This is a genomic window from Chryseobacterium sp. (assembly GCF_029240215.1).
Classification (GTDB): Bacteria; Bacteroidota; Bacteroidia; order Flavobacteriales; family Weeksellaceae; genus Chryseobacterium.
This window is the reverse complement of the sequence record NZ_JARBTK010000008.1, coordinates 22,420-44,249: the sequence shown is the minus strand read 5'-3', so window position 1 is coordinate 44,249 and position 21,830 is coordinate 22,420. Positions and strand designations below refer to the sequence as shown.

Annotated in this window: 16 protein-coding genes and 1 riboswitch; of the genes, 6 read left to right on the top strand and 10 right to left on the bottom strand. The window is 34.8% G+C overall.

Going from position 1 to position 21,830, the window contains the following annotated elements; translation table 11 throughout:
• Position 1 precedes the first annotated feature (1 nt).
• Positions 2-919, top strand: a complete 918-nt coding sequence (xerD, locus tag K0R77_RS14880) for a site-specific tyrosine recombinase XerD (protein WP_300354006.1) — start codon at positions 2-4, stop codon at positions 917-919.
• Positions 916-1,431 (top strand): NUDIX domain-containing protein, encoded by a 516-nt coding sequence (locus K0R77_RS14875; protein ID WP_300354003.1) that lies wholly within the window; start codon positions 916-918, stop codon positions 1,429-1,431. Before xerD ends, K0R77_RS14875 begins: the two co-directional genes overlap by 4 nt.
• A gap of 50 nt (positions 1,432-1,481) precedes the next feature.
• Here the strand turns inward: K0R77_RS14875 and K0R77_RS14870 are convergent, their stop codons facing one another.
• From K0R77_RS14870 to K0R77_RS14835, 8 genes are all read right to left on the bottom strand, one after another.
• Positions 1,482-1,940, bottom strand: coding sequence for a heme-binding domain-containing protein (locus tag K0R77_RS14870; RefSeq protein ID WP_300354000.1), 459 nt, complete (start codon positions 1,938-1,940; stop codon positions 1,482-1,484).
• On the bottom strand, positions 1,940-3,697 hold the full coding sequence (locus K0R77_RS14865; protein ID WP_300353999.1) for an Ig-like domain-containing protein: 1,758 nt from the start codon (positions 3,695-3,697) through the stop codon (positions 1,940-1,942). The genes K0R77_RS14870 and K0R77_RS14865 overlap by 1 nt, the downstream gene beginning before the upstream one ends.
• Before the next feature lie 25 nt (positions 3,698-3,722).
• The gene (locus tag K0R77_RS14860) at positions 3,723-4,985 is read right to left on the bottom strand and encodes a serine hydrolase (RefSeq protein WP_300353997.1); all 1,263 of its coding nucleotides are present in this window, start codon (positions 4,983-4,985) and stop codon (positions 3,723-3,725) included.
• 93 nt (positions 4,986-5,078) lie between these two features.
• On the bottom strand, positions 5,079-6,011 hold the full coding sequence (locus K0R77_RS14855) for a 2-hydroxyacid dehydrogenase (RefSeq protein WP_300353996.1): 933 nt from the start codon (positions 6,009-6,011) through the stop codon (positions 5,079-5,081).
• Positions 6,012-6,062: 51 nt separating this feature from the next.
• A complete protein-coding gene (locus K0R77_RS14850) occupies positions 6,063-6,590 on the bottom strand; it encodes an acyl-CoA thioesterase (protein ID WP_300353995.1) in 528 nt (175 codons plus the stop codon).
• Entirely contained in the window at positions 6,578-7,339 is a 762-nt protein-coding gene (locus K0R77_RS14845) for a hypothetical protein (RefSeq protein WP_300353994.1), read from the bottom strand. Before K0R77_RS14845 ends, K0R77_RS14850 begins: the two co-directional genes overlap by 13 nt.
• Before the next feature lie 455 nt (positions 7,340-7,794).
• The gene (locus K0R77_RS14840) at positions 7,795-9,897 is read right to left on the bottom strand and encodes a TonB-dependent receptor (protein ID WP_300353993.1); all 2,103 of its coding nucleotides are present in this window, start codon (positions 9,895-9,897) and stop codon (positions 7,795-7,797) included.
• Between the two features lie 44 nt (positions 9,898-9,941).
• Positions 9,942-10,035, bottom strand: a riboswitch (TPP riboswitch).
• Positions 10,036-10,069: 34 nt separating this feature from the next.
• On the bottom strand, positions 10,070-10,831 hold the full coding sequence (locus K0R77_RS14835; protein WP_300353991.1) for a WG repeat-containing protein: 762 nt from the start codon (positions 10,829-10,831) through the stop codon (positions 10,070-10,072).
• A gap of 409 nt (positions 10,832-11,240) precedes the next feature.
• Between K0R77_RS14835 and K0R77_RS14830 the strand changes: the two genes are divergently transcribed.
• Complete coding sequence (locus tag K0R77_RS14830) at positions 11,241-14,021, top strand: bifunctional aconitate hydratase 2/2-methylisocitrate dehydratase (protein WP_300353989.1); 2,781 nt, start codon at positions 11,241-11,243, stop codon at positions 14,019-14,021.
• Positions 14,022-14,332: 311 nt separating this feature from the next.
• Positions 14,333-16,600, top strand: a complete 2,268-nt coding sequence (locus K0R77_RS14825) for an aconitate hydratase (RefSeq protein WP_300353987.1) — start codon at positions 14,333-14,335, stop codon at positions 16,598-16,600.
• An 81-nt stretch (positions 16,601-16,681) separates the two neighbouring features.
• Here K0R77_RS14825 and K0R77_RS14820 read toward each other — a convergent pair whose 3' ends face one another.
• Positions 16,682-17,365, bottom strand: coding sequence for a LytTR family DNA-binding domain-containing protein (locus K0R77_RS14820; protein WP_300353985.1), 684 nt, complete (start codon positions 17,363-17,365; stop codon positions 16,682-16,684).
• A complete protein-coding gene (locus tag K0R77_RS14815; protein ID WP_300353983.1) occupies positions 17,352-18,368 on the bottom strand; it encodes a sensor histidine kinase in 1,017 nt (338 codons plus the stop codon). The genes K0R77_RS14820 and K0R77_RS14815 overlap by 14 nt, the downstream gene beginning before the upstream one ends.
• 158 nt (positions 18,369-18,526) lie before the next feature.
• Here K0R77_RS14815 and K0R77_RS14810 point away from each other — a divergent pair, with 158 nt between their 5' ends.
• Positions 18,527-19,366 (top strand): DUF5694 domain-containing protein, encoded by an 840-nt coding sequence (locus K0R77_RS14810; RefSeq protein WP_300353981.1) that lies wholly within the window; start codon positions 18,527-18,529, stop codon positions 19,364-19,366.
• 288 nt (positions 19,367-19,654) lie between these two features.
• Entirely contained in the window at positions 19,655-21,799 is a 2,145-nt protein-coding gene (locus K0R77_RS14805; protein ID WP_300353979.1) for an outer membrane beta-barrel family protein, read from the top strand.
• The last annotated feature ends 31 nt before the right edge of the window (positions 21,800-21,830 follow it).

The following is a 21,830-nucleotide window of genomic DNA, read 5'->3' as shown; positions in this document are numbered from 1 at the left end:
AATGAATTGGGATGAAAAAATTAAAGATTTTGAAATTTTTCTAAGATTCGAAAGAAATTTCTCAGAAAACACACTTGATGCTTACGTAAGAGACATCAAAAAACTAAAAGAATACGCAGAAGAAGATCTGGAAAACACAGGTCCTGACGTTATCTCTTATGAAAACCTGCAAGAGTACATCTTCACATTATCCAAACAGAAATTCAGTGAAAGATCACAGGCGAGATGGATCTCGTCTATCAAAGCTTTTTTCAGATTTCTGATGGAGGACGAAATTCGTGAAGACAATCCTTCATCATTGCTTGAAGGACCTAAATTGGGATTATACCTTCCTGATACTTTAAGCCTAGCCGACATCAATAAAATTATTGATGCAATAGATACCAGTTCGGATCTTGGAAAGCGGAATCAATGCATTATCGAGGTATTATACGGTTGCGGCCTGCGTGTTTCCGAATTAATTGATGTAAAAATTTCAAACATCAATTTTAAAGAGAACTACATTAAAGTTATTGGAAAAGGAAATAAGGTACGTTTTGTTCCTTTAGCTCATTATACCGCAGATTTGCTACAGATTTACATCCGTGAGGTACGTTCAAAAATTAAGATCAATAAAAAACATGAAGACACTTTGTTTTTAAACAGCAGAGGAACTTCAATGTCCAGAGTGATTGTATTTCTTATCATTAAAGAACTTACAGACAAAGCGGGTGTAAGCAAGAAAATATCTCCACACACATTCAGACATTCATTTGCGACACATCTGATGCAGAATGGTGCAGATCTTCGTTTCATCCAGGAAATGCTGGGACATTCTAGCATTACGACAACGCAGGTTTATACCCATCTTAAAACTGAAGAGCTTCGTGATGTGATTTTAACCTTCCATCCGAGAAATAAGACTAAAATTGTTGAATGAAAATATTGAAATTTTGCCCTAATTGCGGCAAAGAATCATTGAATTGGGACAGCGAAAAAAAATGGAGCTGTTCCAATTGCAATTTCACTCTATATAATAACGTTGCAGGAGCCGTTGCGGTGGTGATAAGATGTGGAGATGAAGTATATCTTACCAGAAGAAATCAGGAACCCAAAAAAGGAAAACTTGATTTAGCAGGAGGATTTGTTGACCCAAGAGAAAGTGCGGAGCAAACCTGCAAACGTGAACTTTCCGAAGAACTGCAACTCGATATAGATGTTAAAAATCTGAAATATCTTACAAGTCTTCCCAATGTTTATCAATATAAAGAAATTGACTACAATACGATCGACTTATTTTATGAATACAGCGTTTCAGAAAAATTTGAAGTAAGTTTAGCGCTTTCAGAAATTTCGGAAACACATTGGATTCCTTTAAACGAAATCAATCTTGACGATTTAGCATTTGATTCTCAGAAAATATTTTTCAGAGAATATTTAAAGAATTTTTAAGCTAAAAAACTCCCGCATTTACAAAATATGTGGGAGTTTTTATTTTTAATTTAATAAGATTTTGTCTTCAGAATTTCCTCAAAATATTTGATCAAAACTGTTCGTTCCGCATCAGATAAATTTGCTTCGTTATGATAAACAATATAAGCAGGTAAAGGCATCGACTTATCTTTTAAAGTCTGAACAGCCTTATTCAACATACTTTCCTTTAGGTCTTTATTATAAGAGTTCCAAACCGAGAAATTGAGATGTTCCCGACCTTCATTGATATGATCTTTTACAGACCAGGAAAACGGCGCAATATAGGCGTACTTCGGATAAACCGTTTCATTTGAATGACAATCGTAGCAAGCATTTTTTAGCAATGTCACAACTTTTGGTGGCGACTTTTTAACATCAACAAAATTAACAGACTTATTGATCGGTTGATTTGTTTTTTCAATGGGTATAAACTGAATGATCGCAAAAGAAACAAAAATCCAGAAAACTATTTTTTTCAATGTTTTCATTATCGGGTTAATTGTCTCGTGTTGTTCAACCTCGTACTGTTATTTAAATTAGTACCGTTATTATTGTTATTCAAAAGACCAGGACTTGTCTGGGTTTCATCTTTTTGATTAGGTTTTGGAGCTTTGACACCTTCAAATACTCTTTTATCATTCAGGTCCCAATCTTCTTTTGTTTCCCATAATGGTCTTGCTACTACCATTTTGTAGTAGACATAAGAATCTTCAGCAAAAATATCATTGACAAAATCCGCCTCATCCCAATGTTTATTTTCATTGTTATCTACCAAAATCCTGACAATATAATCACCCGGTTTTACGATGTCAAAATTGGCTTGTGTTCCACTTGTATATTTTTGATAAACAGCTTTTTCAGAAGAATCTAACAATTGAATCCAGAATTTTGTTTTTGGTGCATTAGTAAGAGTAAAGTTGAGGCTTCCATAGTTTTCAACTTTATCAGCTTCAAAATCAAATCTTTTTGATTCTGCATTTTTTTCATAAAAAGAAGAGACCGTAGTTTTGGGAATTGTAAGCTGATATTTTTTACCCGCCACGAAATCAGACTGAACCAAAATTTCGTAAGGATTGGAAGCAGATATTTTAGCTGTAAAATTCTGGCTTACACTATCAGTCTTCAGCGTCCATTTTTCAGGATTGATCTTATCTACAACATAATTTGAAATCAGTTTGAAATCAGTTTTAGGAGGAAGAAGAGAACCGCCGATATTATTTTCGACAGTCATCGTATTTTTTGCGTTATACTTATAGAAAACCGAAGTAGAATCTTTTTTACCATCCGCTTCGTATCCGAATTTCAAATTTTCGGTCACCGTTTGTCCTACATTACTTTTCGCAGCATCAAACCAAATACGCACAGAATCTGATTTTGGTATATGTGTAACTTTAAAATCCTGAAGCTTTTCGTTTCGTGAAATAACTTTCGCATCAGTAGGATTCCCTTCAAATGTCATGAGAATACCTCCCGGAACTTCTTTTAATTCAGGTTTTTTAAATGCTTTTTTAGACGGATATAATTTTAAATTTAAACCTGAAATCGATTTTTCTATAGTTACCGTATCTTTTCTGAAGCCAATTTTTTCCTTACCCGGATCATAGATTGAGTTTCCGTTTTCATCATCGTACGCAATGATCTTGTATTTTCCGGGAGCGAGATAATTTAATTCATAATATCCATCGTCATCAACTTTGGTGATGTAATAAGGTTTCTTTTTATAATTGATCGTATCTTTCAGCTGATACAAGCCTACAACCATTTTATTTTCGCTGCTGTTCTGCTTTGTAATGGCAAAAGCATCTTTCACTTCACCACTTATGTAGAGATCATCAAGTTTTTCACCTGTAGAAAAAGCAAAATTAAAATATCTCAGAATGTTTGATTCACTGTTATCTGCTATTGAATTTCCAAAATTAAAATTATATGTAGTATTTGCCTGAAGCGTATCAGACCATTGAATGATCAGATATTTATTAGCAATATTTGACGGAAGAATTCTCGTAATATTCTCTATTGGCGGAGAAATATTAAGGTTTTTATTGATATCTTTCAGTGTAATATATTCATCAAAATCGATTCTGAGTTCCTTGATGTCTCTTCTTACATTCACTCTTGTGGTATCAATATTTGAACTTAGAAACTTCGGAGCCAAAGTATCTTTTGGCCCGCCAATGGGAGAACCTACTCTTGCACAGGAATGCACAAGAAAACTGACGATCAGTAAGAGAAGAATTCTTTTCATGAATATATTTGAGCAAAAATAAACATTATTCTCCAAAAACTTCAGTTCCTGTTTTTAATGTGTCTTTATTATCATTCATAATGTGATTGAGCTTGTCTTTTTGAGGCGGGAAATCTTCAAATAATCCCGACAACGCCAAAGCCGAGTAGACTTTCCCCGAATATTTATTCCCAATAGCGACAATGGTTACTTTAGATTTTAAAAGATGAGCAAATACAGAATTGGTTCCGTGCCACCAACCGTTATGATACGTTAATTTTTCTCCGTTATCAAAAATTTTCATTCTGAATCCTAAGCCATAATTATTTTGTCCTGCTTTTTCATTGCTGTAAGGAGCAAAAATCATATCTTTTAATTCCGGTTTCAGGAAATCCTTCGAAAACATTGCTTTTGAAAAAGTATATAAATCTCTAGGCGTTGTATATACATTTTTGTCACCATAAATCAAATCCAAACGGTCTAAAGGATACAATCTGTTTCCACCATAATAAAATGACTGAGCTGCTGTAGGAATATCTTTTTCCTGAAAAATGTAAGTATTTGTCATTTTTAAAGGAGTAAAAACCATTTCTTGCATTGCCTGCGGAAAAGAAGTCTTAGTCACTTTTTCAATCAACAAAGCCAAAAGAGCAAAGTTGGTATTGCAATACATAAAACCCGTATCGGTGTCTCTTGCCAATTCAGGTTTGTATTTGATGATCATATTCAGAACATCCTGATTGGTAATGTAAGTCTTTGAAAGCTCTGCCGGAGCGGGTTGAATTTTGGTGATGAAATATTCGTACTTCGGAAGCCCGCTTCTTTGATCCAATAACGTCTGAACCGTAACATTCGGATAAGGAAATCCCGGAAAAAATTGTGTCAGGCGATCAGATAATTTTATTTTTCCTGCTTCTACCAATTTCAGCATTGCCATCGCAGTCAAAGTTTTTGAAACCGAAGCAACGTGTAAAGGTGTATTTTTGTCAATTGGCATCTGATTACCCTCTCTTCCAAAACCTCTATAATTTTCAAATAAAATATCGTTTCCTTTTGCAACTAAAATTCCGCCACTAAGATCGCTTCCTTCCCAAACTTTTTTATAATACTGGTCGATATAATTGATGACAAAATCTTTGTTTGAAAGAACCCCGTCCTGTGGTGAAAACACTTTACCCAGATCTACATTTCCATAATTCGGAAGATTGGTATTGTTCTCTGTTAAAGATTCTTTGTTTTCGGATTTGTTTTTACAGGAAAAAAGAAATAAAAATAAGGTTGCAGCGAGTACAAAAGTAAGCTTCTTCATGAGTTTCAAAAATGAATGGCAATTTAATAAAACTCAAAATAAATAGGTAAACATGAATGTAAATTATGAATTATTTAACATAATCTAAAAACATTAATTTGAATAGGACAAAAGAATTTTATCAACTATCACCTGCGCCAGTTTTTCTTTGCTTTGATGAGTCCAGCCTGCAATATGAGGTGTTACGATTACTTTTTCAGAATTTAAAAGGTAGTTTAAATCTTCATTATTTGTCTCTAGATTTTCAAAAGAAGCTTTCTCATATTCCAAAACATCAAGACAAGCTCCTTTTACTTTTCCGGATTTCAAAGCTTTGACTAAACTTTTCGTTTCAACATTTTTTCCTCTTGCTGTATTTACAAAATAGAAATCTTTTTTCATTTCTGAAATAAACCGACCATCAATTAAATAATTTGTCTCTGCCGTTAAAGGAATATGTAAGCTTAAAATCTCAGCTTGATTTTTTAATTCTTCTAAAGAAACCTGCGATGCAAATTCATCAGAAAGATTGGGAAGAATATCATGAAAAATTACCTTACATCCAAAACCCGAAAGTCTTTTTCCCGTAGCTTTTCCCATATTTCCGTAACCGATTAATCCTACAGTTTTTCCTAATAATTCGTCACCACGATTTTCTTCACGCAGCCAGATTCCGTTTTTCACTTCATTGGATGCGATGAAAAGTCGGTTCATTAAAATTAAAAGCATTCCAACCACATGCTCTGCAACAGAATCTCTGTTTCCTTCCGGAGAATTGATCAACTGAATTCCCAACTTTTCAGCAACAAGAATGTCGATATTTTCCATTCCGGCTCCTACTCTTGCGATGAATTTCAGATTTTTCGCTTTCTCTAAAAAGTTTTGGTCTAAAGGAATTCTGCTTCTGATAATTACCCCATCATAATTTTCAATTTTATGGCAAACCTCATTGTAAGAAGACGTAAAATCTTCTTCCAGAATAAAGTTTTTTTCTAAAAGTTGTTCGGTGATGAGTGGGTGATTTTTATCTAAAAGTAAGATTCTCATGATCTCAGATTACATTTAAAAATAAACGGAAGAAAAATCTTCCGTCACTATTTATACATCAATTTCTCCTGCAAACAATTTTTTCAGCTCTACCGAATCTGTTGGCTTCATTCTTCCCGACAGAATTAAAGAAAGTTCTTTTCTTCTTAAAGCAGCATCGAATCTTTCTACTTCAAGCTCAGTTTCCGGCTCCATTGCAGGAATCGGAATTGGTCTGTTGAATTCGTCTACGGCAACAAAAGTGTATATTCCTTTATTGGTCTGTATTTTTTTATGATTGATCGGATCATCTAACCAAACATCTACATAAATCTCCATTGAAGTAGAAAATGCGCGCGAAACTTTAGATTCCATCACAACAATTCCGCCTTCAGGAATTGGGTGATCAAATGAAACGTGATTAACAGAAGCTGTAACTACTCTTCTTTCACAATGTCTTGTTGCAGAGATTGACGCACAACGATCCATTCTTGCCAATAATTCGCCTCCGAAAAGATTTCTCAACTGATTGGTATCATTGGGAAGTACGATATTGGTCATCACCGTCAGAGATTCTGACGCTTTTTTTATTTTTGCCATCTTGATTTTCTTTTTTGGGAGCTTGGTTTCCAAGTTTTTGCAGCTTGTTTGATTGAATCTTTTCTTAAAGAATCTGCCTTAAAAGCTTTTACAGAATCTGCTTTTTTTATCTGAACTGAATCAATTTTTACCGGAATTTTCTTTTCAATCCTTTTCGTTTTGGTCTGTACCGAAACATCATCAAAAGATTTTTTTCCAAAGATCAATTCCTGCTGAGTGTATGCTAAATACAACATTCCTAAAACCGGAACGATGAACAAGAAAATCCAAAGGATTGATTTATTAAATTTGTAATCTTTCTCTATATTTTTAGGCGTTTCAAAAGTCTCACCTTTGTTAATATCTGAAAAGTGGATTTCTTCTAAACCATAAAAATCGGGATGATCAGATTCTAAACGGTTTCCTTTAAAATGAAACTGTCCGTCTTCGATGAAAATAGTTCCAAGATCTTGAATCTCCAAAACCTGTTCTGCCTGCAATTTCTTTTTCCAAAAATCGGTTTGAATCTGCAATTCGTTTTCTGCAGCTTCTTTTGAAACCGCTTTCTGACTGCTGATAAACTGAACCAAATCATCAGATAAAACCTGATAATCAGAATGAAAAGCAATTTTTGTAGAAGGCGGAAGAATGCTTCCGTTTTCTGAGTTGATGACCGCTTTAGAATTTTCCAGAGAAAATACACCAAACTTCGGAACGGTAGCCGTTCCAAATTGTTTCAAATAGTCTAAAATGTAAGCTGAAATATTCATTTGGTCGCAAATTTATAACTTTTTCGTGACTTTTTCAGAGATTTGTTTGTATCATATATTATGAAATGAGCTTCCCACAGATTACACAGATCTGTATAAATTTATCATAAACTTATCCTGCATTACAAATCTTTGTATTTCGAAAATAAGTGAAACGCCTTTGTCTAACTTATTTTATTTTCTTCATCATATAATTCTTTGTCTTTCCTTGCGATTATTTAACGCAAAGAAAGACAACGCTTTTTTTCAGTAAGCAACATTTAGATAAAGAGAAACAAAGGCATTTCATTTAATAAAGAAAAACAAAATATATTGCCTAGATCAAAAACTTGAATAGATTTAAAAATGGATCAATAATTTTAAATATAAAACAAAAAAAGACTGCCGAAGCAGCCTTCAAAATTTAATCTGAACTTTACTGAAATATAATAATATGAAATGGTGTTTAAATAGCATTACTGAATTTTCCAGCTGATCCCGAACATAAAGTTGGTTCCTGCCTGAGAAAAATAGATTGGCCCTTCATAGACATATCCGTTGTTGACATATTTCTGATTAAAAACATTATTGACCAAAAGTTTTAAAGCAACGTCATGTCTTGCCACTTTAAACTGATACTGAGCATTAAAATCTGTCAGAAGATAATCTTTCAACTGCAAATCCTGAGTTTCCGTATTGTCTAAATACTGTTTCCCGACATACTGATTCATCAAAGCAAGCTGGAAATTTTTAGTAGGATTAAATTTCAGACTTAAATTGGCAATTACATTTGGTGAAAAAGATATTTCAGTGTTTCCTAAAGCATTGATGCCGCTTTCGTTTTCAATCCTGAAATCTAAATTTCTGTTTTGACTCAAACTTACATTTCCTGAAATTTCCCATTGTTTTGAAAATTTCGCCAAAGCGCCGACTTCAATTCCTCTTCTGTAACTTTTCCCTGAATTGGTTCTGATGAATTCACCTATATTGCTGATCTGTCCGTTTAAAACCAACTGATTCAGGTAATACATATAATATAGATTGGCTGTGAAAGCGACTTTCCCAAACTGTTTTTCTATTCCCGCCTCAAAATCGTGTAGCTTTTCCGATTTCACATCGTTGTTTGCGATCAAATCATCACGATTCGGTTCTCTCTGCGCATGAGCGTAAGAAACGAATACTTTTCCGTTGCCTAATTTGTAATTGACACCGGCTTTTGGATTAAAAAACAGCCAGTTTTTTTCTAAATTTGCGCCTTCGCCATCGCCTTCCATTAAGATTTTCGTATCATAATCGATGTTTCTTAATTGAAGATCCCCGAAGAATTCGAAATTATTTACTTTTACCAAAGCTTTAGCAAAACCCGCCACCTCATTTTTCACAGAACGGTTTCTGTAATACTCATGCTCCTGAATCTGCGGAACAAAAACATCGGTTACATTTCCATAATGTCTTCCGTAATATTGATTTCCTACAACTCCGAAATTCAAATCGAGATTGTCAAATTTTCCGTATAGCGTTGAAACAATTCCGTAGAAGTCATTATTCAGCCATTTTTTTCTGATAAAATCTGAATATTCTTCACCGTTGAAATCAGGCAGAGCGTATCTTGCGTAAGGATCTCCCTGTTTATAGTTTTCGTAATATCCTCTTCCTTTAGTGTAGTGTAAAGTGGTTTCTAAATTCCATCTTTCATTTAATCCTTGCTCCCAAAGTAATTGATAATGGTTTTGTCTGTAATTATCAGTTTCATTATCGTAAAATCCAACAACATTTTCCCAGTTTGCATCATAAATAGCACCGGAAACATTATATCTGGGATTGGTTTCCCATGTTTTTCTATCGACTCCGTTCCATGCCTGATACGTTTTTTCTTTTCCGCCAAAAGCCATCAAACGGATTTTTGTTTTTGCTTCTTCAAATAATGCAGTAAAATTGTAAGAGTTTAAATCTGAAAAGGCACGGTCAATATATCCGTCAGAATGAATATTGGTATATCTTCCCATCACAGAAAGTCGGTTTTTCCAAAATTTCCCGGAACCAACTTCAGCGGAATATTTGTAAGTATTAAAAGATCCGTAACTGTCGTCTGTTTTAAAATAAAACTTTTCTTCAGGGTCTTTCGAAATTACATTGATACTGGCTCCAAACGCAGAAACTCCATTGTTGGAAGTTCCCACACCTCTTTGAATGACAATCTGTGATGCTGAACTCGTCAAATCCGGAACGTTCACAAAGAAAGTTCCCTGACTTTCAGAATCGTTGAACGGAACACCGTTCATCATCACATTAATTCCCCTTCCGGCAACTCCACGAATTCTAAAACCAGTGTAACCTACTCCGTTTCCGGCATCGGAAGTTGAGATAATTGAGGTTTGGTTTTTTAAGAGAATCGGTAAATCCTGTCCGAGATTTCTGCTCTCAAGATCTTTTTGTACGTTGATGATCTCTTTGGCAACAGGCAGCCTTCTGGTAAAGTTGACGGCTTCAATTTCTCTGATTTTCAGAGAATCTGTGTTTTGAGTTTGTGCAAAACTCAGCGAACTTGCGGTAAGTCCTAAAAAAAATAATCCTTTCATTCTTATAAATTTTTAAAATTTAATGGAATAAAAGGGGATCGATAAGATATTATGATACAACATCCCTAAACAGCATTATCTGTTCCAGGTTCATTGGGTATAATCTCAGCCCCCATTGGAGCACCCCTTTAATTTCAGCGCGAAATTACAAAAATTTACCGATCTTCCAAATTTAATACGATTTGTTATCAGAATCAATGTAATAATAGTTTATATCGTCTTTTGTAACTTCAAACATTTTGCCCAATTTCCAGCTGTAATTTCTTTTAATATCAGCATATTCAAAAGGAATGATAATATTATTGTTGACATCGATGACACCAAATTTGTCTTTATGTGATGCTACGATCATAGGATTTGACAAATCATCACCTTCAAGAATATGGAGATACTGGTATTTCGGATAAATCTTAAAATGAGAACGATCTGCAGGATTACTGAATTTTGAATCTTCGATAATTCCGTAAAATCCGTTTAAAATATAGGCATGGAAAAGTTGTTTTTTAAATTCACTTTGGCATTTTCCCAGATCCGCATTTTTATATTGATACACTTTTTTTCCGGTCTGATCAATTCTGTATGAGATGTTATTTTTCTCAACAGTGGCAAATTTGACCGTGCCAAATTTCTTGACTTTAGGATTTGGAGAGTTTAAAAGGTTGCAATCTTCAGCAAAAAACATTGCGATATGGTATTCAGGTGCGATGATGAATTTCCCTTTCTGATTAATATATCCAAAATTATCATTCTTTTTTTGCGGAATCAACAAAGGAACATTTTCATTGAGAACAATCAAATTATTCTCAGGAGTTTTTTTTACAATCTTCTTTGCAGAATTTTTCTTATTTAATAACTGATTATCTTTCAAACTTTTAGACTGCGACAACAGACTTATAGATAAAAGAATAAAAATAACATCAAAAATTTTCTTCATGATCACTTGCGTTCAAAATATCTGCCAAAAATAGAAAATATAAAATTCATATTTATACAGAATCTAAATAATTTAACCCCAAAAAAATATTAAAAATTCGTATTTTTGGGAGCATTTTTAAATGTCTGATAATTTTTAAAACGTTTGAAAGATGATTTTTGATATAAATATGATCAAATAATATCTGAACGTTACCTAAAAGAGAGTTTTTGCAAAAAGACAGATCACTTGTAAGTCATTTACATTTTCAGAAAAAATCTTTTATTCTCACTTTCGGGGCTGAACATTAGCTCATGTTCTAAAATGCAGTAGGTCATATTTGTTTTGTTGCAGCAATTTGCATTAAATGTGAATGTTTGAATAACAACTCTTTACAATCTACTATTAACTTTGAAAAGAACTTCTATTTATGAATATTTATCAGGATTACATCCAAGAGATCGAAGAAAGAAAAAACCAAGGTCTTCATCCAAAACCTATTGATAGTGCAGAATTGCTTAGCGAAATCATTGCACAAATTAAAGATTCGGATAACGAACACAGAGCAGATTCTCTTAAATTTTTTATTTACAATACATTACCGGGAACTACAAGTGCTGCAGGTGTGAAAGCTAAATTTTTGAAAGAAATTATTTTAGGTGAATCCGTATTAGAAGAAATATCTCCGGCATTTGCATTTGAGTTATTATCTCACATGAAGGGTGGCCCTTCAATTGAAGTATTGCTGGATTTAGCATTAGGAAATAATGCTCAAATTGCTAAAGAAGCTGCAAACGTTCTTAAAACACAGGTTTTTCTTTACGAAGCTGACACAGACCGTTTGAAAGAAGCTTTCCACAAAGGTAACGAAATCGCAAAAGAACTTGTTGAAAGCTACGCTCAGGCTGAATTTTTCACAAAACTTCCGGAAGCTCCGGAAGAAATCAAAGTGGTAACGTACATCGCCGGCGAAGGCGACATTTCTACAGATTTATTGTCTCCTGGAAATCAGGCACACTCAAGATCTGACCGGGAACTTCATGGAAAGTGTATGATGACACCTGAAGCTCAAGAGGAAATCAAAGCTTTGCAAGCTCAGCATCCTGACAAAAGCGTAATGCTGATCGCTGAAAAAGGAACAATGGGTGTGGGATCATCCAGAATGTCTGGTGTAAACAACGTTGCACTTTGGACAGGCAAACAAGCGAGTCCTTATATTCCATTTGTGAATTTTGCACCAATTGTTGGCGGAACAAACGGCATTTCTCCGATTTTCCTTACAACGGTTGATGTTACCGGCGGAATAGGAATCGATCTTCAGAACTGGGTAAAAAAACTAGATGCAGATGGTAATGTGATTCGTAATGAAAACAACGAACCAATCCTTGAGGAAGTTTATTCTGTAGCAACAGGAACAGTTCTTACAATTAATACCAAGACCAAAAAATTATACAACGGCGATCAGGAATTGAAAGACATTTCGAAGTCATTTACGCCACAGAAGATGGAATTCATCAAAGCCGGTGGATCTTACGCTATCGTTTTTGGTAAAAAATTACAGACTTGGGCTTCAAATATCTTAGGAATAGAGATTCCTACGGTTTATGCGCCATCAAAAGAAATTACTAAAGAAGGAGTGGGTCTTACTGCCGTTGAAAAAATATTTAATAAAAATGCTGTTGGTTTAGCTCCAGGGAAGGTTTTACACGCTGGTTCAGACGTTCGTGTTGAAGTCAACATTGTTGGTTCTCAGGACACAACCGGTTTGATGACCGCTCAGGAATTAGAATCAATGGCTGCAACAGTGATTTCTCCAATCGTTGACGGTGCGTACCAATCAGGGTGTCATACGGCTTCGGTTTGGGATAAAAAAGCTCAGGCAAATATTCCGAGATTAATGAAATTCATGAATGATTTCGGATTGATTACAGCTCGTGACCCGAAAGGTGAATATCATGCAATGACAGACGTTATTCATAAGGTTCTTAACGATATTACCATCGACGAATGGGCAATCATCATTGGTGGTGACTCTCACACAAGAATGTCAAAAGGTGTTGCTTTTGGAGCTGACTCTGGAACTGTTGCACTTGCTTTGGCGACTGGTGAAGCATCTATGCCAATTCCAGAATCTGTAAAAGTAACTTTCAAAGGTGACATGAAGCATCATATGGATTTCCGTGATGTGGTACATGCTACTCAACTGCAAATGTTACAACAGTTTGGAGGCGAAAATGTATTCCAGGGTAGAATTATTGAGGTTCATATCGGAACTCTTCCTGCTGATCAGGCATTTACATTTACAGACTGGACTGCAGAAATGAAAGCAAAAGCTTCAATCTGTATTTCTGAAGATGATACTTTGATCGAATCATTGGAAATTGCAAAAAGCAGAATCCAGATCATGATCGACAAAGGAATGGATAACCATAATCAGGTTCTTCAGGGATTGATCAATAAAGCAAATAAGAGAATCACAGAGATTAAGTCAGGTGAAAAACCAGCTTTAACGCCGGATTCAAATGCCAGTTATTATGCAGAAGTAGTTGTTGATCTTGACATCATTATCGAGCCAATGATTGCTGATCCGGATGTAAACAACGAAGATGTTTCTAAAAGATATACGCACGATACTATCAGAGACCTTACCTATTACGGAGGTGACAAAAAAGTTGACCTTGGTTTCGTAGGATCTTGTATGGTTCACAAAGGCGATTTGAAAATCGTTTCTCAGATGTTGAGAAATATTGAAAGAAAAAATGGTAAAGTTGAATTCTTAGCGCCACTTGTTGTTGCGGCTCCAACTTATAATATTATTGATGAGTTAAAAGCTGAAGGAGACTGGGAATTATTAGAGAAATATTCAGGTTTTGAATTTGATGATAATGCTCCTAAAGGTACAGCTCGTGTAGAGTACAAAAACATGATGTACCTTGAGCGTCCCGGATGTAACCTTTGCATGGGTAATCAGGAGAAAGCTGAAAAAGGTGATACTGTTTTAGCAACTTCTACCCGTCTTTTCCAGGGAAGAGTGGTTGAAGATTCTGAGCGTAAAAAAGGAGAATCTTTATTGGCTTCCACTCCGGTTGTTGTCCTTTCTGCAATCATCGGAAGAATTCCTAATATTGAAGAATATAAAGCAGCAGTTGAAGGTATTGACTTAACTAAATTTGCTCCTCCGATTAAAGAATTAGTAGCAGTGGGGCACTAATACTCAGAGATAAATTCATCCTTAAGACTGTTTTAGAAATTATATAAATGAAAGATTTTGATCCATTTGGATTTAAAATCTTTCATTTTTTGTTTAGAACATTTCTATTTAAACCTTTAAATCATTTATTTTAACTTAAATCAATGACTGCGATTTTATTTTTCCTTACCTTGATAGAAATAAAATATCCTGATTATTCATCGTTAATATCCTTTTAATGGATTGAAGGAACAGAATTTGATGAATCAGAATATAATCCATTTTAAATTAAAAATGGAAAATTCATTAAAAAAGAAAAATTAAATTAAGATATGACTTTCGACATTGACATGATCAAAAAAGTGTACGAACGCTATCCTGAACGTATTGCAGCAGCAAGAAAAATCACAGGAAAACCTTTGACACTTTCAGAAAAAATCCTTTACACACATTTGTGGGAAGGAAATTCAACACAGGAATACGAAAGAGGAAATTCTTACGTGGATTTTGCTCCGGACAGAGTTGCCATGCAGGATGCAACTGCACAAATGGCACTCTTACAATTTATGCAGGCAGGAAAAGCTAAAGTGGCAGTTCCGTCAACAGTTCATGCAGATCACCTGATTCAGGCGCGAGTAGGTGCAGAATCAGATCTTCAGGAAGGTATTAATAAAAACTCAGAAGTTTTCAATTTTTTAAGTTCTGTATGTGATAAATACGGCATCGGCTTTTGGAAACCGGGAGCAGGAATTATTCATCAGGTTGTATTAGAAAACTATGCATTTCCAGGAGGTATGATGATCGGAACTGATTCTCATACCGTAAACGCAGGTGGATTAGGAATGGTTGCCATCGGAGTTGGTGGTGCAGATGCAGTAGATGTAATGGCAGGAATGGCTTGGGAATTGAAAATGCCAAAATTAATCGGGGTAAAATTAACAGGAAAAATGAGCGGATGGACTTCCGCAAAAGATGTTATCTTAAAAGTTGCAGGAATTTTGACCGTAAAAGGTGGAACCGGCTGCATCGTAGAATATTTCGGAGAAGGAGCACTGTCGCTTTCGGCAACAGGAAAAGGAACAATTTGCAACATGGGTGCTGAAGTTGGTGCTACCACCTCCACTTTCGGATATGATGATTCTATGAGAAGATATCTTTCTTCTACAGGAAGACAGGATGTTGTAGATGCTGCTGATAAAATTGCTGAGCATTTAACAGGTGATGCTGAGGTTTATGCAAACCCGGAACAATATTTTGATCAGGTTATTGAAATTAATCTTTCAGAATTAGCTCCACATTTGAACGGACCCTTTACTCCGGATCTGGCAACTCCCGTTTCTGAATTTAAAGAAAAAGCTGAAGCTAACGGTTGGCCAATTGAAGTGGAATGGGCACTGATAGGATCTTGCACCAATTCTTCTTATGAAGATTTATCGAGAGCCGCTTCTATTGTTGAAGACGCTGTTGCTAAAGGAGTAAAGCCCAAAGCAATCTTAGGAATCAACCCGGGTTCTGAACAAGTGAAATTTACCGCAGAAAGAGACGGTTTCTTAAATTCATTCAGGAAATTTGAAAACGCAAGAATCTTTACAAATGCTTGTGGACCTTGTATCGGACAGTGGGACAGAGAAGGTGCTGAAAAAGGTGAGAAAAACTCAATCATTCACTCATTCAACAGAAATTTTGCAAAAAGAGCAGATGGAAACCCAAACACTCATGCTTTCGTAGCTTCTCCGGAAATGGTAGCTGCCATTGCAATCTCAGGAAGATTAGATTTTAACCCAATTACAGATACTTTAACTGCAGAAAACGGAGAACAAATAAAATTAAATGAACCTAAAGGTTTTGAATTGCCATCAAAAGGATTTGCAGTAGATGACAACGGATACCAAGCTCCTTCGGAAGACGGATCGGGGGTTCAGGTAAATGTAAGCCCAACTTCAGACAGGCTTCAGCTGTTGGAAGAATTCCCTGCTTGGGACGGAAAAAATATTACCGGAGCGAGAGTTTTAATTAAAGCTTTCGGAAAATGTACAACAGACCATATTTCTATGGCAGGACCATGGTTGAAATACAGAGGCCACCTTGATAATATCTCAAACAATATGTTGATTGGGGCTGTAAATGCCTACAACATGGAAACCAATAGTGTAAAAAACGAGTTAGACGGTTCTTACGGTGAAGTTCCTGCGGTACAGAGAGCTTACAAAGCTGCAGGAATCCCTTCAATTGTAGTTGGAGATCAAAACTATGGCGAAGGTTCTTCAAGAGAACACGCTGCAATGGAGCCGAGACATCTTGGTGTAAAAGCGGTTTTGGTAAAATCATTTGCAAGAATCCATGAGACCAACCTGAAAAAACAAGGAATGCTGGGATTAACTTTTGCTAACGAGGCAGATTATGATAAAATTCAGGAAGATGACGTTGTTAATTTCCTTGATTTAGATCAGTTTGCTCCAGGAAAACAATTGACTTTAGAGTTTATCCATACTGATGGGACTAAAGATATTGTAATGGCAAACCACACGTATAACGATCAGCAGATCGACTGGTTCAAAGCAGGTTCTGCATTGAATTTAATTAAGCAACAGGAAAACTAATCTTAGTTTTTATTATATATAAAGCCAGCTTCGATCGAAGTTGGCTTTTTTATTTCAGATGCTTGACGTAGATGTAAATATTTACTTCATTTTTTCTAAAAAACTAGATTTGTAACTCTCTCCTACCGGAACTTCATGGTCGGAAATCAGAATTACCTTTTTTGAACTTAAACTTTTGATTTTATTTAAATTGATGATAAACGATTTGTGAATTCTTAGAAAATATTCGGGAAGTTGTATCTCTAGAGATTTTAAAGTATCAAGAATAATATATTCCTGGTTTTCAGTTTTTATATTGACATAGTCTTTCAGGCTTTCAACATATAAAATTTCATCAAAATTAATGCGGTGCTGCTGTCCCGAAGATTTTACAAAAAAATGAGATTCTCCTTGGCGTTCATTAACAGAAAAACGTTCCTGAGCTTTTAATGCACTTTTATAAAAACGTTCAAACGAAACTGGTTTTAAAAGATAATCCACAACATTGTGCTCGTAGCCTTCCAAAGCATATTCAGAATAAGCTGTAGTTAATATATATTTTTGCTTATCTCCAGCTATTTTCATGAAATTGATTCCGCTCAGTTCAGGCATTTGGATATCAAGAAAAACCAAATCCACCTCATTTTTCTGAATGTATTCTAAAGCTTCAATAGGATTTTCTGAAGAGAAAACAAATTCAAGAAACGGAATTTTTTCAACATAATTTTCCAACAGAGAAACTGCAAGCGGCTCGTCATCTACGATGATACATTTAATTTTTCTCATTTCGCAAATTAATTTTTAAATCTACGATAAATTCCGTTTCCGAATCTTTTATATCCAATTGATGCATTTTCGGATATAAAATTGACAGCCGTTTTTTCACATTTTCAATACCGATTCCTGAAAGCACATCTCTCATTCTTTCTTTTTTATAATTCAAAAGATAAAAATGAAGAATTTTGTTTTCGTCTGAGATTTTCATTTCGAAACCTTTATTTCTAAAATCACCATGTTTAAAAGCATTCTCAACAAATGGAACCAAAATCATAGGTGAAATGTTAAGATCAGGATAATTGATGTTTTTTTTAATAATCAATAGTTCGGGATTTTTAATTCTAAGCTTCTCTAAAGCAATCAGACTGTCGAGATAGCCGATTTCTTTTTCTAAAGTGATGAAATCTTTTTCCAGATCTTTTGTACTGTACCTCAATAATTTTCCCAATTCTTCAATCGCAGGTAAAGCTTTATCTGAATTTTGGTAGACCAGTGAATAAATATTATTGAGCGAATTAAAAATAAAATGCGGATTGATTTGCGTTTTCAAAGCCTGTAATTCTGCATTTTTCCTTGCCCTTACCAATTCTGTTTTTTCAACTTCAGTATTGATAAAATATTTTAAAAACCAGAATGTAGTACTGATAAAAATCGTTGTACTGCTGTAGAAAACATTATCAAAATAATAATAAATAAATTGTGTTCCTTCCGCATAATTCCTGATTCCGAAAAAAGTTGGCAAAAACCATTCTTCCATAAAATAGCGGACACCGACAAAACAACTTGTACTCAGGAAAAACACAATGATGGATTTATAAATTTTATCTCCGTCAAAAAACTTAGGAACGACCACAAAATAATTAACATAAAAACAAATGATGCTCGTGATAAAGAAAGTAAGATTAAAAATCGTATTCGGAGAGTCAAAAACAAAATACGGAATAATAAGCGAACCAATTATATAAATTGACCAGAAGAAAACATGCAGATAAAGGAGCTTGGTGATTTTCATAGAACAAAAATAGATTTTTTGCGAAATTTCACCCTGTTTTTTCGACAAACAGTTTGTTTTTTCCGATGAAGATTATTTCATACCATTTCTTGTTCTGTTGATCGAAATGCTGTTTTATTCTCTAGCACAGAACTATAATTTTGTCAAAAATAAATCTTATGAAAACATTGTTATATACCTTTTTAATTTGTCTGTCTTCACTAATTTCTGCCCAGAAAAAGCCGTCAGAATATTTTCCAGATCCGAAAGCCAAAGTTCTCATCGTCGGATCATTTCATTTTGATTATCCCAATCTTGATGCCCATAAAACCGAAAAAGGAGATCAGGTAGATGTTTTGTCACCAAAAACAGCAAAAGAAGTAACAGAGCTTATTGATTATCTCAAGAAATTTAAGCCTACAAAAATTGCCATCGAAGCATTCCCAAACTGGAATGCCAATCAAAAATTAAAAGAATACAAAGAAGGCAAATACGCAGATCAAAGAGATGAACGTTACCAGATCGCAATGCGTATCGCAAAAGAACTTCACCTTAATGAATTATACAGCATTGATGCAAATTCTATCTGGGGTGATCTTGAAGAAAAATTTGGCAAGACAGACTCAATGTATTTCAAAAATATAAGTGCGGATTATGACTTTTTGAGTGATGACGTTATTTCAAAGCAGTATAATGTTTTCTTTAAAAGTTCTGAACGAAAAAATTTCAATTCGATGTTGGATCTTTTTAAATTTATGAACAGCAAAGAATATCACAAATATGAATATGGTGCTTATCTGAGCGGAGATTTTAAATTGAGAGATCACGACGGTGCAGATATGCTGGCTTTATATTGGTACGACAGAAATCTGAGAATTTTTAGAAACATCCAGAATATTCCGCATACCTCAGAAGACAGAATACTGGTGATTGCCGGAAACAGTCATGCATCAATTTTAAGACAGCTATTTACTTCATCTCCGGAGTTTGATTATATAGAATTTGATTCATTAAAGTAATCAGAACTAAATGAAAAAAATAACGATCATCATTATTTCCACCTTTTTCGCTTCATTAACTGCACAGAAATTTGAATTTAATGAAATGATCGCGTGTTAATTCTCATGGACGGAACTCACACAGCATTCTTCATGGATTTTTAAAACGCAGTCCGAAATACAAGCTTGAAAATATCTTTAAATATTTAAAATGAAAAAATTCTCGCATCATCATCCCATAATTGTGAATCAATATAATGTAACATTTCCGCTTTTTTAGCGTCTAACTGAGTAATTATAAACTATCCGATGAAAAAAACTATACTTGCTCTTTCTATTGCAGCCTCAACATTTAGTCTTGCACAGGAAACCAAAGATAATAAAGACACAAAAATAAAAGAAAAGGAGATTGAAGCGGTGGTAATGACCAAAACCAAAAAAGCCATAGAACAAAAGGCAGACCGTACCATTTTTGATTTTTCTGAGCAACCGAGTCTTAATTCGGGATCTTTGATGGAAGGTGTGAAAAAGCTTCCGGGTCTGGTTGTTTCTGATATGGTAGGGATGATGTACCAAGGAAAACCGCTTGATGTTTATATGGATGGTCGTCCTTTGAATATTTCAAGCAATGAACTCAATGCATTTCTGGAAGGAATGCCTGCAAATTCTGTAGATAGAATTGAAATAATCACCCAGCCAGGTGCAGAATTTCCGGCAACATCAGGCGGTGCAATTTTAAATATTATTACGAGTAAATCAGCCAAGAATTATCTGACTGCAGTCTACAATGGAGGTTATCGTTTCTCAAGCTATGACAAATACAGAAGCAGGTTTAATAATTCAATTGCTTTAAACTCAAGAAACAAATGGTTCGGATGGCAGGTAAATTTAGGTCAATATTATAGAGAAAGCTTATCTGATTCTGAATTTGATGCTCTCAGCAGAAACCACTCAAGTTCTGTGGGGAGAACTTACTATATGAATTCTGCATTCACTTTTGAGCTCGGAAAAGACAGATTGTTGCTAAATTACGACATCAACCATAACAATGGTGGTTCTGAAATTACCTCAGACGAATTTTTGAACGGAATCACAACCTCTAATTTTATGAGCGAATCCGAAGGTTTACGACAGGAAGTAGCCGCAACTTATCAGAAAAAATTTACTGATAAAAATAAAAAGTTGGATTTTAGATTCGTTTACAACAACAGCAATTCCGAATTCAACCAAAAAAATACAAACAGTATAAGCTGGCTTGATAACTCGTCTCAATTTAATCTGTACAATTTCAAAATAGATTATTCTCAGCCTTTGAAAATTTTAGATGAAGGCAAAGTAAGTTTCGGAGGATTGTATGATCAGCAGAATTTTGAGACCAAAGACAGAGATGTCACCAATTTAGATTATACAAGACAGACCACTTCTGCGTATCTGGAATTTCAGGCAACCTTGAAAAAGTTTGACTTTATTGCAGGAGCAAGAGCCGAAAATTATGATATCACAGGGATTACAAGAGCGTTTAACAATAACGGAGATTTGGAACAGAAAGATTTGAATTCTTTCAAAAAATTCAAAATTTTCCCGAATGCGAGTGTGCAATATAATCTGATGAAACAACTTTTTGTCAACCTTAATTATAACAAAAAGATCAGCTTGCCGAGTGTTTCATTATTAAATCCGAACAACACAACTCTCCGTAACAACACCCTTACTTCGAGCGGAAACCCAAATCTGCAGCCTACTATTTATGACAATGCAGAATTCAAAATCAGTGCCTTTGACTATGCTTACATAAGTTATAGCACAAGTTGGGTAAAAAATCAGATTGTACAGAAAGTTTCCAGAGAAAATAATCTCATTACGAATGAACAGGTACAGGTAAGCAGTTTGAGAACTCACAATTTTAATTTTGGAATGCCGATTCCGTTCATGCTTTTCACAACATCTTTCAGCGAACTGATGAAATTTAATGTGAATCCTGATAAAATGAATTTGCTTTACATCTACACAGGTTATCAGCTTCAGCAGATGCCGGATATAAAAACAAAAGGTTTTTGGTCGTTCAGTTTGATGGGGCAATTTATTCTTCCAAAAGACATCAGACTTCAGGCAAATTATAACGTCATCGCACCAAGAGGAAATTTTTATTATTTTGAAATCGAAAAGCCTCTAAACAATGCTTTTGATCTTACTGTATCCAGAAAATTCATGAGCGAACGTCTCAATGTTTCTTTGTATGCACGAGATATATTTAATCAGAACAAAAGTGTAATCAAGGCAGTATCTCCTGGAGGAAATGTTTATACTTCCAATAAATACGACAGCAGAAGTTTTGGAATTTCGGTAAATTATAAAATCCCAACTAAAAATAAACTGGCGAAAGAAGATCCGAATATGATCAAGCAAACCACTCAAAGTGATACCAATGGTGGAGTATTGCAACCGGGACAATAAAATTCAGTTTTATAAAAACAAATCGGCTCTA